At 67.2% G+C, this 14,776-nt stretch carries 12 protein-coding genes; 4 read left to right on the top strand and 8 right to left on the bottom strand.

What is annotated here, in order from left to right; all coding sequences use genetic code 11:
* Positions 1–90: 90 nt before the first annotated feature.
* Positions 91–594 (bottom strand): amino-acid N-acetyltransferase, encoded by a 504-nt coding sequence (locus ABVF28_RS14480; protein WP_104311024.1) that lies wholly within the window; start codon positions 592–594, stop codon positions 91–93.
* Between the two features lie 67 nt (positions 595–661).
* Here ABVF28_RS14480 and ABVF28_RS14475 point away from each other — a divergent pair, with 67 nt between their 5' ends.
* Entirely contained in the window at positions 662–1,588 is a 927-nt protein-coding gene (locus ABVF28_RS14475) for a Ppx/GppA phosphatase family protein (protein ID WP_371031021.1), read from the top strand.
* A gap of 171 nt (positions 1,589–1,759) precedes the next feature.
* Here the strand turns inward: ABVF28_RS14475 and ABVF28_RS14470 are convergent, their stop codons facing one another.
* A complete protein-coding gene (locus ABVF28_RS14470; protein ID WP_371031020.1) occupies positions 1,760–3,049 on the bottom strand; it encodes an MFS transporter in 1,290 nt (429 codons plus the stop codon).
* A 124-nt stretch (positions 3,050–3,173) separates the two neighbouring features.
* Here ABVF28_RS14470 and ABVF28_RS14465 point away from each other — a divergent pair, with 124 nt between their 5' ends.
* Positions 3,174–3,509 (top strand): PadR family transcriptional regulator, encoded by a 336-nt coding sequence (locus ABVF28_RS14465; RefSeq protein ID WP_104311021.1) that lies wholly within the window; start codon positions 3,174–3,176, stop codon positions 3,507–3,509.
* Position 3,510: 1 nt separating this feature from the next.
* The gene (locus ABVF28_RS14460; RefSeq protein WP_371031019.1) at positions 3,511–4,461 is read left to right on the top strand and encodes a permease prefix domain 1-containing protein; all 951 of its coding nucleotides are present in this window, start codon (positions 3,511–3,513) and stop codon (positions 4,459–4,461) included.
* Positions 4,462–4,636: 175 nt separating this feature from the next.
* On the opposite strand, the gene ABVF28_RS14455 is transcribed toward ABVF28_RS14460, so the two are convergent.
* From ABVF28_RS14455 to ABVF28_RS14430, 6 genes are all read right to left on the bottom strand, one after another.
* Positions 4,637–7,168, bottom strand: coding sequence for an ATP-dependent Clp protease ATP-binding subunit (locus ABVF28_RS14455; protein WP_104311019.1), 2,532 nt, complete (start codon positions 7,166–7,168; stop codon positions 4,637–4,639).
* A gap of 153 nt (positions 7,169–7,321) precedes the next feature.
* Positions 7,322–8,053, bottom strand: coding sequence for a hypothetical protein (locus ABVF28_RS14450; RefSeq protein WP_371031018.1), 732 nt, complete (start codon positions 8,051–8,053; stop codon positions 7,322–7,324).
* A 252-nt stretch (positions 8,054–8,305) separates the two neighbouring features.
* Entirely contained in the window at positions 8,306–10,873 is a 2,568-nt protein-coding gene (locus ABVF28_RS14445) for a LuxR C-terminal-related transcriptional regulator (protein WP_371031017.1), read from the bottom strand.
* Positions 10,874–11,055: 182 nt separating this feature from the next.
* Positions 11,056–12,291 (bottom strand): hypothetical protein, encoded by a 1,236-nt coding sequence (locus ABVF28_RS14440; protein ID WP_371031016.1) that lies wholly within the window; start codon positions 12,289–12,291, stop codon positions 11,056–11,058.
* Between the two features lie 43 nt (positions 12,292–12,334).
* A complete protein-coding gene (locus tag ABVF28_RS14435) occupies positions 12,335–13,624 on the bottom strand; it encodes an MFS transporter (RefSeq protein WP_371031015.1) in 1,290 nt (429 codons plus the stop codon).
* 72 nt (positions 13,625–13,696) lie between these two features.
* Positions 13,697–13,876 (bottom strand): hypothetical protein, encoded by a 180-nt coding sequence (locus ABVF28_RS14430; protein ID WP_104251852.1) that lies wholly within the window; start codon positions 13,874–13,876, stop codon positions 13,697–13,699.
* An 89-nt stretch (positions 13,877–13,965) separates the two neighbouring features.
* On the opposite strand from ABVF28_RS14430, the gene ABVF28_RS14425 reads away from it, so the two are divergent.
* The gene (locus tag ABVF28_RS14425) at positions 13,966–14,751 is read left to right on the top strand and encodes an HAD-IIA family hydrolase (RefSeq protein WP_371031014.1); all 786 of its coding nucleotides are present in this window, start codon (positions 13,966–13,968) and stop codon (positions 14,749–14,751) included.
* Positions 14,752–14,776: the final 25 nt, after the last annotated feature.

Below are 14,776 nucleotides of genomic sequence, written 5' to 3'. Positions count from 1 at the left end.
TCGCCAAGGGTACGGACCCGGTCCTGCGACTCCCGTGAGGCGCACCGGCAGCCGTGGCGAAGCGGCCGGCTGAGGAGGTCGGTGACGCGCTCAGAGCACCTTCAGCATGCGCGTATTGCCCAACGTGTTCGGCTTGACGTGAGCGAGGTCGAGGAACTCGGCGACACCCTCATCCGGGGACCGCCGCATCATCTCGTACGTCTCCGCGTCGACGATCTGCTCACCCACCACCACGAAGCCGTGCCGTTCGAAGAAGCTCGTCTCGAAGGTCAGGCAGAAGAGGCGCTCGAGGCCCAGGTGGCGCGCGTCCGCCATCAGGCGATCCAGGATCACATGCCCGACGCCGGTGCCGCGCACGGAGTCAGCGGTCGCGATGGTGCGCACCTCACCCAGGTCGCGCCACAGCACGTGCAGAGCCCCGCACCCCACCAAGCGGCCCCGCTCATCCACAGCGACCCGGAACTCCTGCACCGCCTCGTAGAGCGTGACGAGCTCCTTCCGCAGCAGCACATTGCGGTCGACGAGCGGCTGGATCAGCTCGCTGATACCCACGATGTCGTGCGTGGTGGCCCGCCTGATGGTGATCTCCTGCATCCGTCAAGCCTACGCGCGAGCACCTGGCCGGGAAGCCGGGCGCGACAGCACGGGTAACATCCAGGGCATGCGCCTTGGAGTTCTCGACGTCGGATCCAACACCGTCCACCTCATCGTGGTCGACGCCCACCCCGGCGCGAAGCCCGTGCCCGAGACGTCGCAGAAGAGCATCCTGCGCCTCATGCGGTACCTGCAACCAGACCGCTCGATCTCCGACGAAGGCGTCGCCAAGATCATGGACGCCATGCACCGGGCCGCCGACGCCGTCAAGAAGAGCAAGCTCGACCACTTCATGCCGCTCGCGACCAGCGCCATCCGCGAATCCAAGAACGGGCCCGAACTGCTGAAGCGCATCCACAAGGAGACCGGCATCGACCTGCAGGTCATGACCGGCGAAGAGGAGGCCAGGACGACGTTCCTCGCCGTCCGCCGCTGGTTCGGCTGGGCAGCCGGTCGGATCATGCTCGTCGACATCGGCGGCGGCTCCCTCGAACTGGCCGTCGGCGACGACGAGCTCTCCGAACACGCCATCTCCGTGCCGCTCGGCGCGGGACGCAGCACCGTCAACTTCCTCCACAACGACCCGCCCACCGAAGACCAGGTGGATGAGCTGCGCAAATACGCGCGCAAGCTCATCAAAGAAGCAGCGGAGACGTTCGAAGGCGCCCGCCCAGACCAGTTCGTCGGCTCGTCGAAGACCATCCGCTCCCTCGCCCGCCTCGCCGGCTCGTCCATCGACGGCATCGGAGCCGGGCAGCGCACGACCCTGCAGAAGTGGCAGCTCGACGACTGGGTGCCGCGGCTCGCGAAGCTGCACTCGGAGGCGAGGCCCGCACTGCCCGGAATCACGACCGACCGCGCGCTGCAGATCGTCGCAGGCGGCGTCGTCCTGTCCGAGGTCATGCACGTCTTCGACATCAGCCAGCTCGACGTGTCCCCATGGGCCATGCGCGAAGGCGTGCTGCTCGACTACCTCGACCGCCTGCCGCGGTAGGTCAGCGCGTCGCGCATCCTCCCCATTCGGGATGCAGAACTCACTTCGCTGCAGGAAGGTTCCCCAAACGAAGCGACTCTTCCATCCCGAGACTTCGGCATGGGTGTCGACGCGGGCTCAGCGCCGTCGACGCGGGCCCTGCCGTTGGCGCCGCTGACGCGGGCCCTGCTACTAGCGCCGCTGACGCGGCACGTGCTTCGGGATCTGCCAGCCCATGAGCGCCGCGCCGACGAAGCCGAGCACGCCGAGCATCCCCGACGTGAACGAGATCGACACCAGCGCCGTCGCGGCCGCAACGATCACGGGGACCGACGCCGCCGACGAATCAGTGATCAGCCGCCACGCGCCAAGGAACGGGGCCGGATCCTGCCGCGGCGCGAGATCGGCGCCGAGGGTCATGAGGATGCCAGAGCCGATGCCGTTCGCGAAGCCGAGCCAGATCGCGAGCACCGTGAACCACAGCTGAGAGGCATCACCGGCGAGGTCGTGGGTGAACGCCAGCGCGAGGAAGCCCGAGCCCAAGCCGAGCAGCGCCGGGACCGCACCCCAGACACGGCCGAATCGATCCATGACCCAGCCCGACACGAAGAAGAGGGCGAAATCCACACCCGCGCTCGCACCGATGACCAGCACGGCCGCTGCGGTATCCATCCCGATCGAAAGCGCCCAGAGCGGCAGCATCACGTTGCGGGCGGCCCTGAGCGCGGCCATGATGCCGGCCCCGATCCCGAGGCGAACGAGCACGCCGGCGTTCACCCGGATGGTGGCGAAGACGCCCAGCCGCTTCGGTGGCAGCACTCCGACGTCCCCGACGCCAGCGTCCGCCACCGCCTTCGCGGAGTGCGCGGGCCGCGCGACCGTCTCGGGGTCGGGCGCGAAGATCAGGATGAGGGCGGCGATGGCCCCGCAGACGATGAACACCCAGAACCCGTACTGGGGCGCATCGAACAGCACGAGGATGCCGGCGATGATGAACGGGCCGACGAAGAACCCTGCCCGGAAGACCCCGCCGAGCGTCGACAGCACGCGCGCCCGGTAGCGCAGCGGCACGTAGGTCGTGAGGAACGCGTGACGTGCGAGGTTGAAGTTGGCGGCCGAGATGCCGATGATCACGACCCCGACAAGCAGCATCCAGGGCGCTACGGCAAACGCGCACAGCAGGATGCCGATGAGGCTCACTCCGAGCGCGGCGAGCATCGCGCGCTTCTCCCCCAGCCGCTGAACGACGGCACCGGCAGGCAGGTCGCCGATCATCTGACCGATCATGAGCGAACCCGCGATGAAGCCGGCGAACTCGATCCCCGTGCCGAGCGAGACGGCGACGGTCGGGATGATGGGGATGATCGCGCCCTCGCCGATCGCGAAGACGAACGATGGCAGGAGCGCCAGCAGGGTCACCTGCGTGAGCGTCGCCTCCTTCTTCGGCTTGCCGTTCGGCGAGGAAGAGGGGGATGCAGGCACGCCCTCCAGCGTAAGCCCGCGATGCCACCGGCCGTGGCACACTGCACCTCATGAACTTCGGGTGCCGCAACTCACAACACCGTGCCATTGACGACAGTGTGCGTCACACACTATAGTGTGATTTATGAGCGATGACGAGACCCACGACATCCACCTGCAGGAGCTCCGCAGGGGCACCGTCGTGCTCGCCTGCCTCCGCCTCCTCGCCGAACCCGGCTACGGCTACGGCCTCCTCGAAGCGCTGCAATCCCGTGGCTTCGACACCGACGCGAACACCCTCTACCCGCTTCTTCGCAGACTCGAGAAGCAGGGACACCTCACGAGCGAGTGGAACACCGACGAGGCCCGCCCTCGCAAGTTCTACCGCGCGAGCCCGGCAGGTACAGCGCTCGCGACCGCGATGACCGCAGAATTCCGCTCCCTCGCCGAGGCGATCGAGCATCTCCCAGAAGGGGCCTGACATGACCGCCATCAACGACACCCTGACCGAGCGCTACGTCAGCGCCTCGATGCGCACCGTCCCCGACGACCAGCGCGCCGACCTCGAAGCGGAGCTGCGAGCGTCCATCCAGGACCTCGTGGATGGACGCACCGAAGCCGGCGAAACCGCCAGCGCCGCCGAGATCGCCGTCCTCACGAAACTCGGTGACCCGGAGCTGCTGGCAGCGAGCTACACCGACCGGAAGCTGTATCTGATCGGACCGCGCTACTACCTCATGTGGTGGCGCCTGCTGAAGGTCCTGCTGTGGATCATCCCCGCGTGCGCGGCGCTGGGGGTCGCGATCGCGCAGACGCTGCTCGGCAGCAGCGTCGGGGAGATCATCGCGGAGGTCGTGGTGATCATCCTCAGCGTGATCATGCACGTCACCTTCTGGACGACGCTCGTGTTCTTCATCCTCGATCGCACGGACACCCCCACGGGCGACGGCAAGTGGAGCGTCGATGACCTGCCAGAGATCCGCCAGACGGGGGCCGGAGCGTCCGAACTCGTGGCGTCGCTGGTGTTCCTCGTGCTCGGGACTGGTGCGATCGCGTGGGACCACTTCGTCGGATTCGTGCCGACGCAGCCAGGGTTGTCGTTCTTCGGTCAGGACCTCTGGCCGTGGTGGGCGCTGGGGTTGCTCGTGTTGTTCGTCTTCGAGGCCGTCTACAGCGTGGCCCTGTACCGGACGGGACGCGTCACGCTGCCTCTCGCCTGGGCGAACGCGGTGCTCGCTGTCCTGTTCATGTCGCTGCTGCTCACGGCGCTCGGTCGCGGCCTGCTCTTGAACCCGGACTTCTTCGCCACGGTCATCCCGAGCGCAGACAGCGCGGCGACCGTGACGACGATCGTCTCGGTCCTCGTCGCCTTCGGGGTCGTCACCACCAGCGTCTGGGACATCTGGGACGGCTTCCGGAAGGCCACACGTTAGCCAGCGGTCACGCGCCACGATGGGGGCACCGCGAGCTGCCACGGAAGGTCGCTCCGAGCCGCGGACAACACCCCTTCGGGCAGCTCGCCGAGCAGGCAGGAACAGAGGAACGCAGGCACGACGAAGCCCCCGCATCCAGTGGATGCGGGGGCTTCGGCTCGCGTACGGGTGCGGGTTACGCGGTCGGCGCGTCGCCCTCGCCTGCGTCGGCGATGATGCCCTCAGCCTGGGAGGTGACTCCGCCGGCTGCGACCGTCTCGGGGACGAGGCGCTTCGAGACGTTGAACACGAACTCGCCGTCCGGGTAGTCGACCTCGACGTGGTCGCCGGCCTTGAGCTCGCCGCGGAGGATCTTCTCGGAGAGGAGGTCTTCCACTTCGTGCTGCACGGCACGACGCAGCGGGCGGGCGCCGAGCGTCGGGTCGAAGCCGACCTTGATGAGCTTGCGCTTGGCGAGCTCGGTGATCTCGACGGTCATGTCGCGGTCGAGCATGCGCTCGCTGAGGCGACCGATGAAGAGGTCCACGATCTGCAGCAGCTCGTTGGTGGAGAGCTGCGGGAAGACGATCGTGTCGTCGACGCGGTTCAGGAACTCCGGCTTGAAGTGCTTCTTGAGCTCTTCGTTGACCTTCGACTTCATGTTCTCGTACGACACCGACGCGTCGCCTTCGAGCTGGAAGCCGACGGGACCGCCGGAGATGCCCTTCGTGCCGAGGTTGGTCGTCATGATGATGACCGTGTTCTTGAAGTCCACTACGCGACCCTGGCCGTCGGTGAGACGCCCCTCTTCGAGCACCTGGAGGAGCGAGTTGAAGATGTCCGGGTGAGCCTTCTCGATCTCGTCGAACAGGACCACGGAGAACGGCTTGCGGCGCACCTTCTCGGTGAGCTGGCCTCCCTCTTCGAAGCCGACGAACCCTGGAGGGGCACCGAAGAGCCGGGAGACGGTGTGCTTCTCGCCGAACTCCGACATGTCGAGCGAGATGAGCGCCGACTCGTCGTCGAAGAGGAACTCCGCGAGCGCCTTGGCGAGCTCCGTCTTTCCGACGCCCGTGGGGCCGGCGAAGATGAACGAGCCGGATGGGCGGTTCGGGTCCTTGAGTCCGGCGCGCGTGCGGCGGATGGTCTTGGACAGAGCGGCGATGGCTTCGTTCTGGCCGATGACCCGCTGGTGCAGGGCATCTTCCATGAAGACGAGGCGCGCGGTCTCTTCCTCGGTGAGCTTGAAGACGGGGATGCCGGTGGCCTGCGAGAGGACCTCGGCGATCAGGCCCTCGTCGACGGTGCCGGTCGACTTGACGTCGCCCGACTTCCACTGCTTCTCGAGGCGGAGGCGCTCGCCGAGCAGGTTCTTCTCGTCGTCGCGCAGGGACGCGGCGCCTTCGAAGTCCTGCAGCTCGATCGCCTGCTCCTTGTCGGCGCGGACGATCGCGATCTTCTCGTCGAGTTCGCGCAGCTCAGGCGGCGACGACAGCACCGAGAGGCGCAGGCGTGCGCCGGCCTCGTCGAGCAGGTCGATCGCCTTGTCCGGCAGGAACCGGTCGGAGACGTAGCGGTCAGCGAGGGTGGCGGCTGCGACGATGGCGTCGTCGGTGATGGACACCTTGTGGAACGCCTCGTACTTGTCGCGGAGGCCCTTGAGGATGTTGATCGTGTGCGCGATCGACGGCTCTTCCACCTGGATGGGCTGGAAGCGTCGCTCGAGCGCCGCATCCTTCTCGAAGTGTTTCTTGTACTCGTCGATCGTGGTCGCACCGATGGTCTGGAGCTCACCTCGTGCGAGGAGCGGCTTCAGGATGCTCGCGGCGTCGATCGCGCCCTCGGCGGCGCCCGCACCCACGAGGGTGTGGATCTCGTCGATGAAGACGATGATGTCGCCGCGCGTGCGGATCTCCTTGGTGACCTTCTTGAGGCGCTCTTCGAAGTCACCGCGGTAGCGGGAGCCGGCGATGAGCGAGCCGAGGTCGAGCGAGTAGAGCTGCTTGTCCTTGAGCGTCTCGGGCACCTGGCCGGTGACGATCGCCTGGGCGAGGCCTTCGACGACGGCGGTCTTGCCGACGCCGGGCTCGCCGATGAGGACGGGGTTGTTCTTCGAGCGGCGCGACAGGATCTGCATGACGCGCTCGATCTGCTTCTCGCGCCCGATGACGGGGTCGAGCTTGCCTTCGCGAGCGGCCTGCGTGAGGTTGCGGCCGAACTGGTCGAGCACGGCGGAGCCCTGGGCTGCCTGCTGCGGCTGGTCTGCGCCGGCAACAACCTGCTCTTTGCCCTGGAAGCCGCTCAGCAGCTGGATGACCTGCTGGCGCACGCGGTTGAGGTCGGCGCCGAGCTTCACGAGCACCTGGGCTGCGACACCCTCGCCCTCGCGGATCAGGCCGAGCAGGATGTGCTCGGTGCCGATGTAGTTGTGGCCGAGCTGCAGGGCTTCGCGGAGCGAGAGCTCGAGCACCTTCTTGGCGCGCGGCGTGAACGGGATGTGCCCCGTCGGACGCTGCTGCCCCTGGCCGATGATCTCCTGGACCTGCTCGCGAACGGCAGGCAGCGAGATGTCGAGGGATTCGAGCGCCTTGGCGGCGACCCCTTCACCCTCGTGGATGAGGCCGAGGAGGATGTGCTCGGTCCCGATGTAGTTGTGGTTGAGCATCTTCGCCTCTTCTTGGGCGAGGACGATCACGCGCCGGGCGCGGTCGGTAAATCTCTCGAACATCCGTTTCTCCTTCGACTCCCTGACCTCGACACCTGGCTACAGGGTCGGGGGCCGTGTACACCGAGAGTAACGGCGACCACCCCCGAAACCCTCCCCTGTTCGCCCTGGGCGTGCGCGGGACACGGATGCGCGCACGCCCAGGTCGAGGAGCCGCTAGGCGACCTGGGGACCAGTCGCGACGGGCTGCGCGAGTTCCTCTGGGGTGTCCTCCGCGGGGACCTGGGCCATGCGGAGATTTCCACCGCTCGGTGTGTAGGGAGTCGTCGCGAGGATCGCCCCATCTCCGCCGATGAGGCGACGGAACGACTGGATAGCACCGTTGATGGTCACGAAGCGGTCGATGTACGGGACGCGACTGCCGCCATCGACCTCCTGCGATTGGAAGAAGACGGCGTTCTTGAGCAGGACGCGCGATTCTGCATTCGGGGCGGGCAGCACACCCGAGTAGTTCGACCGGTAGCTGTTGTAGGCCTGGCCGTTGATGGTGATGGTGCCGACGAGGACGAGGTTGGACCAGGACCCGGCGTCTGCGCCGGTCTTCGTGAAGCCGAGTGTGCCGGCTCCGGGCCGGAAGTGGAAGACGATGTAGATGTTCGTGATGGTCGTCGTGGCGATCGCATCATTGATCCAGAGGCCTCGGACCGGGTAGGTGCCTCGTGCGTCCACTGTGACGCTCGCCCGGCCGCCGCTGCCCGGGTACGTGAACTCGATCCAGCCGTTGATGCCCGGGGTCTTGACCGGGGATGCCGCATAGGCGGGGGCCGCGACTGCTGTGGCGATGATCGGAGTCGTCCAGGCCGCAGTGCGCAGCACGGAGCGGCGGGTGGATGTGCCAGCAGCGTTGGATGCGGCGGGAACGGCTTGGGAGCTGGGGGTTTCAGACAAGGGGGAACCTCTTCGGCGCATCGGGGTAAGTGCATCCGCGCCGGAGTGGCGCGTCCTGCGCTGACAGGTCCCATCGGACGTGCCAGGCGGATCAATAGCACCCCGAGCACGGCCCCCTCAGGCGCGAAGTCACCCCGGACTTCACCCTAATTTGTAGATACAAATAAACGACTGACCATTGACCTTGTCAGCAACGAGAAAACCACCCCGGGGTTCACCCCGAGGTGGCTTGCACGCGAAGATCGAGACGGGTTAGTCGTCACTTCGGTCGCGGAGGAGCCCGAGCGACTCCGCACGACGGAGGGCCTCCGGCCGGGAATGCACGCCGAGCTTCTTGTAGGCCGAGCGCAATTGCGTCTTCACGGTGTTGGGCGAGACGAACAGCTCCTCCGCAATTCGGGCCGGCGACGCGTGCCGGGCCAACGCGTGAACCACGACTCGCTCACGCTCTGTGAACTGCGGCATCGCACTCACTTCCGGGAAGGTGGTCGCGACGTCGAGGGCGTCGAACATCGCCACATCGTCCGCGCCACCCGACTCGCGGCTCAGCGTCGCGAGCGCCTCGCGGTCGCTGTCCGGCAAGAGCAACAACGGCGAGACCAGTCCGTACTCGCGCCCGAGGCTGGAGGCGAGGCCGACCATGCTGAGGGCGACTTCCCGATCCCCCGCACGAAGCGACGCGGCGGCGCCGAGCGCGTGCACCGACATGCGCATCCTCGGAGTCTTCACGAAGTCGAGCGATCGCGACACGAGCCGCATCGATTGGTCGGCGTCTCCATCGACGAGGGCGAGCAGCGCCCTCGCGGGGAGGGTGCGGAAGTCGTCCGCCGCGTACCCGTCGAGCAGCTTGCGAGCCCTCGCGGGGCGCCCGGCTGCAAGCCACAGCACCACCAGGAACGCCTTCACCCTGAAGATCCCGAGGCTCTCGGCACTCCCCGGGGTGGCGAGTGGACCGTCGAGCATCTCCTCGACGCGTCTCGCTTCAGCGAGTGCCTCGCCCTGCGCAAGCCGCGCGAGCATGATGGGCTCCTGCAGGTGCGGCCACAGGTCGGAGGTGACGGTGTGGCGCTCGATGTCTTCGAGAGTGGCCCGAGCCAGTGCCCACTCGCGGTCCTCGAGGTATCCGTACGCGCGCGCGACGTGCCCGAACGTGCCGAGATGCCCTCGCTCGCTGGTGGCAGCCCAGGCCCCGTCATCGATCTGCGCGAGCATCGCCCGCGCCGCGGGCATGTCACCGTCGATGGCCTTATAGCCGGCCGCGTCCGAGAACGACAGGTTGCGTGAGCTCTGCGACTGCGGAACGACGAACGTGCTCGCGACGGCCGCGTGCGCCCCTTTGACATCTCCGACGAGGAAGAGGGAGAGCGCAGCACCCCGCGTGAAGACCGGAGAGAGCGTCGTCGACGAGCCTGCTGCCCCCTGCGCGGCAACGAGGTCGAGCACTTGCCGCGCGAGCTCCGCTGACTCCTGGTACCGGCCGAGCGTCCGCGACGCGAAGACCTTGAAGCAGAGGTACTCGGACCGCCGTTCCGGAGACAGGCCGTTCGGGATGCGCATCCCGGCTGCGATCTGCAGCAAAGGCTTCGCCCCGCTGCGCAGGACAGGGTTGGCGAGACGCGCGAGGCCGAGCACGAACGCGAGGATCGGGTATGCGACGAGGACCTCCTGCGGGAGGTGCCGCAGGCGCGACTCGTAGCGGTCGGTCGTGTACGCCTCGACGACCGAGAGCAGGAGGCGCGCGCAGATGCGCGAGGCGAGCTCGTAGTCCCCCACCTCGAGGGTGAGGTCGAGCGCCCCTTCCGGGTCACCGTTCCCTCCCAGCCAAGCGGAGGCGATGGAGGCCGCCCGCTTGTATTCGGCCGGCGATTCGGTGCGCAGCTCCTCGTGGAGCGCCTCGCGTAGCGCGGTCACGTACTGGAACGCACGACTCGTGCGCGTGAACGCGATATGCCTCCCGAACCCGTCGGCTTCGAGCACGCTGATGGCCGCCTCCGGGTCCGTGCCAGGGACGAGCATCCGGGCGAGGGACGAGTCGAAGTACGGGACGACGCTGGTGATGCGAGCGAAATTTGCGAGCTCGGCGTTCGGCAGCTGACCGGAGAGGTTCGTGGAGTTGAGTGCATTCTCTCGCCAGTGGGCCGCACGCGGCCCGGTCCGTGAGAGCTCGAGGACCGCGGCGCGAACCGCGATCGCGTAACCGCCAGTGGCCTCGTACACGTCTCGCGGGGTGGCGTGGTGACTGGTGCCGACGACGAGGGAGAAGAACTCGGCGACCTCTTCCTCGGTGAACTCGAGGTCGATGTTCGTGATCACCCGAACCCGCCCTTGGAGCTGCAGGCGTTGTTGGTCGAGTGCGGTGCGCCCCCGAGCGGCGACGATGGCGCGCATGCCGGGTACGTGCTCGGTGCCGCGCAGCAGGTCCTCGTCGATGACGCGTGCGAGGTCGCCGAGGCGCTCATAGCCGTCCAGGATGATCGTGAACGCCCCCTCGCCGCGCATCGCGGCGATGAGGTCTCGCTTCTCGAAGTCGTCGGAGTTGATGAGCGTGAGGAGGTCGTCCAACTGGAGGCTGGTGACGAACCCCTCTCGGAGCGCGGCGCGCGCGATCTGCTCCCAGACGCTGTTGCGTGTCGTCGTGGATGCGCCGAAGGTGACCCAGAGCAGACGCCCGGTAGCGCGGCCCGCATCGACCCACATGCGCAGCAGCGTGGTCTTGCCGTACCCGCTCGGCGCCTGCAGGAGTGTGATGCGAGCTGTGTCGTCGTCAAGCGCGCGGAGGAGCCGCTCCCTGATCAGCAGCTCACGCCTCGTTGCGTGCATCCCGTTCACCCCAGCCCAAACTTCATGAGTATTCACCTACCAAATGGGTGGTCATGACTCTAGCCCGAGAAAGCGAGTTTGACGAGATCCGGACATTTGAGCATTTGCCGGGATTTTCCCCTGCGGCAGCTATGCGCAACTCGGACAGCCCGGTTAATCCCAGGACGGGTGCGTGAAGCTGGTCAGCGCCGCGCCGCGCAGACCTGCGCCGCGGCGGTCGGGGCATTCGCGCCCTGCAGACTGGCGGCCCAGGCCATCTCGAGGTCGCGTGAGAGGTCAGGCCATTGCGAGCCCGACCAGAAGCCGCAGTCCCGCACCCCGAACTTGAGCTCGAAGACGCCGAACCCGGTGAGGTTGTTGCCCACGAAGTTGACACTGAAGTCGCGGTTGGTCTGCTGCAACTCGGGGACCAGCTGCATGAGCTCAGGCCACTCGGCGGTCTCGCGGAACGTCTTCGCCGCGTCGGCGGACTTGACGCCCTCCATGGTGTCGTCGAAAGCGGTGACGTTCACCTGGGTGCTGCCCGCCGAGGAATCGTCCACTCTCACGTGCACGCTCGCGAGCTGGTCCGACTCGTCGAACACGGCTCTCGTCTCCCGAACGAAGGCGATCTGATCAGCGGTGGGCAACGCCGACTGAACGAACTGGCCCGTCGTGAACGGGGCGAGGCCCATGAGGTCCCACTCCCCCGTCGCGGCACCGGGATCGTCGAGCGACCGGGCGGCGTCGAGCAGCTGCGCGGTGCGCGCGTCGTCGTCGTGCTCGTCGCTCGAGAGCTCGACGACGACAAGACGACCGCGAGCCGCCGAGGTGAGCGCGGGCGCGCCCGAGGCCGTCGGGGTCGCTTCCGGCGCGGAGACCATCGGCGAGTTCGTGAGAGGCGCCTCGTCCTGAGCAAACTCACCCTGCTGCGAGGCCCGGTCGGCGGAAGGGTCACCCGCGGTGTTGTCGGTGGCCTCGAACATCCCGGCCGTCACGGGCGCTGAGTAGGTGCGAGTCGAGATCGACTCGAACCCCACCGCTACGAGCTGGCGCCAGTATGCGAGCTGCGCGTGGAGTGCTTCTGGGGTCGGCAGGTCGAAGTACGAGTAGGCCGAGCCCGCGAGGCGCAGCTCGACTGCGCCCGGATACTGCCCCTGGCCGAGCTGGACGGTCGGGAACGTCGACGCGAAGTCACCGATATCGGCGAGCTCGTCGTCCGTCACGTCGTCGGTCAGCGTGACGATGAGGTCGATCTTCACGGCTCCGTCGACGGGCGGCCGGTCAAGGCTCGACGCCTCGACGCCCGGAAGTGATCGGAGGGTCTGATTGAAGGAGTCGAGGGCCGACTGGACGGCCGGGAAGGGCCCGGACGCGCATCCGGCGAGCATCGTCATCATGACGGCCGCGATAAGGGCAGGCAGGAGAGAACGCGGCATCGTCAGTACCCTCCTCCGCGTCCTCGATCCAGCACGATGCCGATCAGGTTACGCCGCGCTCCCCGGAGCTATCTGGGTGCTCCCTCAGAGCACCCGCTCGACCCACGTTGACCAGTGACCTCCAGACGAGCGCCAGGATGAGGATGCTGACCCCGAACGCGACCCAGATCGTCGCGACGATGCCGAACCCCTGGCCGATGAGCCCGCCCACGAACGTCCCGATCGCCATCCCGCCGATCATGCCGAGGAAGTAGACGCTCGACACCCGGCCGCGCATCCGGCTCGGCACGGCACGGCCCCGGATCGTGCTCGCGAGCGTTGCCCAGATGACCGTATACATGCCGAAGACGAACATGGTCGCGCCTGCGACGATGACGTTTGCTGTCGCCGCGAGCACAAGATGGAGCACGGTCTCGAGCGCGAGGCAGGCGCGTATGAGGCTCGTATAGGAGAACCGACGCTCGAGGCGGGCATAGAACGCCGTGCCCACCAGCCCACCTAGCGCCGAGACGGCGAGCAGGAGGCCGTATCCGGCGTCGTCGAGCCCCAGGCGCTGCTTCGCGTAGAGCACGAGCACCCCGTACGTCATTCCGTAGGTGATGTTGAAGGCGAAGAGGATGATCGCGAGCGTGCGCACCGGCGGGTTCTGCCACAGCCAGGCGAAGCCCTTGGCGATGTCGCGGCGCACGCGTGCGACCGAGCGCACCGTCTCGATCGGCCCCGTCGTCGCCGTCGAGACCGGTGGCGATGTGATGCGCGAGACCAGGACCACGGCGAAGAGCAGTGCCACGACCGTCACGCCGTACGGGATCGCGTGCGCCGCGGCGAACAGCGCCCCGCCGATCGCGGGTCCGGCCAGCTGGTTCATGACGGTCTGGCTCGCGATGAGTCGCGAGTTCCCGATGCCGAGCTCCTTCGAGGGCACGAGGTCCGGCACGATCGAGGTCCACGCGTTGTCGGTGAACACCTCGGCCGAGCCGACGAGGAACAGGGCGACGTAGAGGACCGGCAGGTTGATGGTGTCGGTCAGCACAAGCGCGCCGATGATCGCCAGCATCAGGACTCTGCTCAGAGCCCCCGCGACGATGATCGCGACGCGAGGAAGACGGTCGGCGACGACACCGGCGAAGAGACCGAACACGAGCCACGGGAGCTGCTGGACGACGAGCGCGAGCGAGACGAGCAGCGGGTCACGGGTGAGGCTCGCGACAAGCAGCGGCCCCGCCGCGATGAGGATGCCGTCGGCGAGGTTCGAGAACAGCGAGGAAGACAACAGGAACCGGAACGGCGCGCCGAGCGGCTTGGGCGACGCCCAGTTGAGCAGGAATGACATGGGCCGGGTCCAGACGACGAGAACTGACCCCCTCGTCAGCGAGGAGGTCAGGATGGAGAGGAAGAAGGGGTGCTAGCTGTTCGCGTCGAGCTGCGGAAGGCCGAGGCGGGCGCGTTCTTCGCGCTCGATCTTGTCGGCCATGGCACGCTCGCGGCGATCGCCGGAGAGGATCGACGTCAGGATCCAGAAGAACGCGGCCCCGATGATCACCGTCGGGATGATCGACCAGAGTGCGTTGAGGAAGAAGTCCATGATGGAAAGAGTCTACGCGATCCCCTCTCCGCCCCGGCGAGTCTGGGATCGACCGCCCGTCTGTCGGTGGGTCCACCTAGGCTGAGGGCATGGTCGATCGCTCGAACGTCGAATGCTGGCTCACTGACATGGATGGCGTGCTCGTGCACGAGCAGGCGGCGCTGCCCGGCGCGGTGGAGCTGTTGGCGCAGTGGCAGTATGACGACACCCCGTACCTGGTGCTCACGAACAACTCCATCTTCACGGCGCGAGACCTCGCAGCCCGACTGCGCGCTGGTGGCATCAACGTGCCGGAGGATCGACTCTGGACCTCGGCGCTCGCGACGGCGGACTTCCTGAAGCAGCAGCTGCCCGGTGGCTCGGCGTTCGTGATCGGCGAGGCCGGCCTCCTGACTGCCCTGCACGAGGCCGGCTACATCATGACCGAGACCGACCCGGACTTCGTGGTCGTCGGCGAGACGCGCAACTACTCGTTCGATGCCATCACGAAGGCGATCCGCCTCATCGGCAACGGCGCGCGCTTCATCGTCACGAACCCGGACGCGACCGGTCCGAGCGCGGACGGCCCGTTGCCAGCGACGGGTGCGATCGCGGCGCTCATCACGAAGGCCACGGGCCGCGAGCCCTACGTGGTCGGCAAGCCGAACCCGATGATGTTCCGCTCGGCGCTCAACAAGATCGGTGCCCACTCGCACAACACGGCCATGATCGGCGACCGGATGGACACCGACATCGTCGCGGGCATGGAGGCTGGCCTGCACACCGTGCTCGTGCTGACGGGCATCAGCGATCAGCGCGAGATCGAGCGGTACCCGTTCCGCCCGGACGAGATCATCTCGGGCGTTCACGAGCTGGTTCGCAGCGAGCCCTCCTGACCTTCGACAACCCAGATACCTAGGC

Origin of the sequence: Pseudoclavibacter sp. JSM 162008 (assembly GCF_041366455.1) — a bacterium.
In the GTDB taxonomy this organism is placed as follows: Bacteria; Actinomycetota; Actinomycetes; order Actinomycetales; family Microbacteriaceae; genus Pseudoclavibacter.
This window is presented reverse-complemented; position numbering and strand designations above follow the sequence as displayed.

Excerpts from the sequence above, each read along its gene's own strand:
- ABVF28_RS14455 (WP_104311019.1), bottom strand. The coding sequence starts at position 7,168 with ATGTTCGAGAGATTTACCGACCGCGCCCGGCGCGTGATCGTCCTCGCC.
- ABVF28_RS14440 (WP_371031016.1), bottom strand. The coding sequence starts at position 12,291 with ATGCCGCGTTCTCTCCTGCCTGCCCTTATCGCGGCCGTCATGATGACG.
- ABVF28_RS14445 (WP_371031017.1), bottom strand. The coding sequence starts at position 10,873 with ATGCACGCAACGAGGCGTGAGCTGCTGATCAGGGAGCGGCTCCTCCGC.
- ABVF28_RS14465 (WP_104311021.1), top strand. The coding sequence starts at position 3,174 with ATGAGCGATGACGAGACCCACGACATCCACCTGCAGGAGCTCCGCAGG.
- ABVF28_RS14425 (WP_371031014.1), top strand. The coding sequence starts at position 13,966 with ATGGTCGATCGCTCGAACGTCGAATGCTGGCTCACTGACATGGATGGC.
- ABVF28_RS14435 (WP_371031015.1), bottom strand. The coding sequence starts at position 13,624 with ATGTCATTCCTGCTCAACTGGGCGTCGCCCAAGCCGCTCGGCGCGCCG.
- ABVF28_RS14475 (WP_371031021.1), top strand. The coding sequence starts at position 662 with ATGCGCCTTGGAGTTCTCGACGTCGGATCCAACACCGTCCACCTCATC.
- ABVF28_RS14460 (WP_371031019.1), top strand. The coding sequence starts at position 3,511 with ATGACCGCCATCAACGACACCCTGACCGAGCGCTACGTCAGCGCCTCG.
- ABVF28_RS14430 (WP_104251852.1), bottom strand. The coding sequence starts at position 13,876 with ATGGACTTCTTCCTCAACGCACTCTGGTCGATCATCCCGACGGTGATC.
- ABVF28_RS14480 (WP_104311024.1), bottom strand. The coding sequence starts at position 594 with ATGCAGGAGATCACCATCAGGCGGGCCACCACGCACGACATCGTGGGT.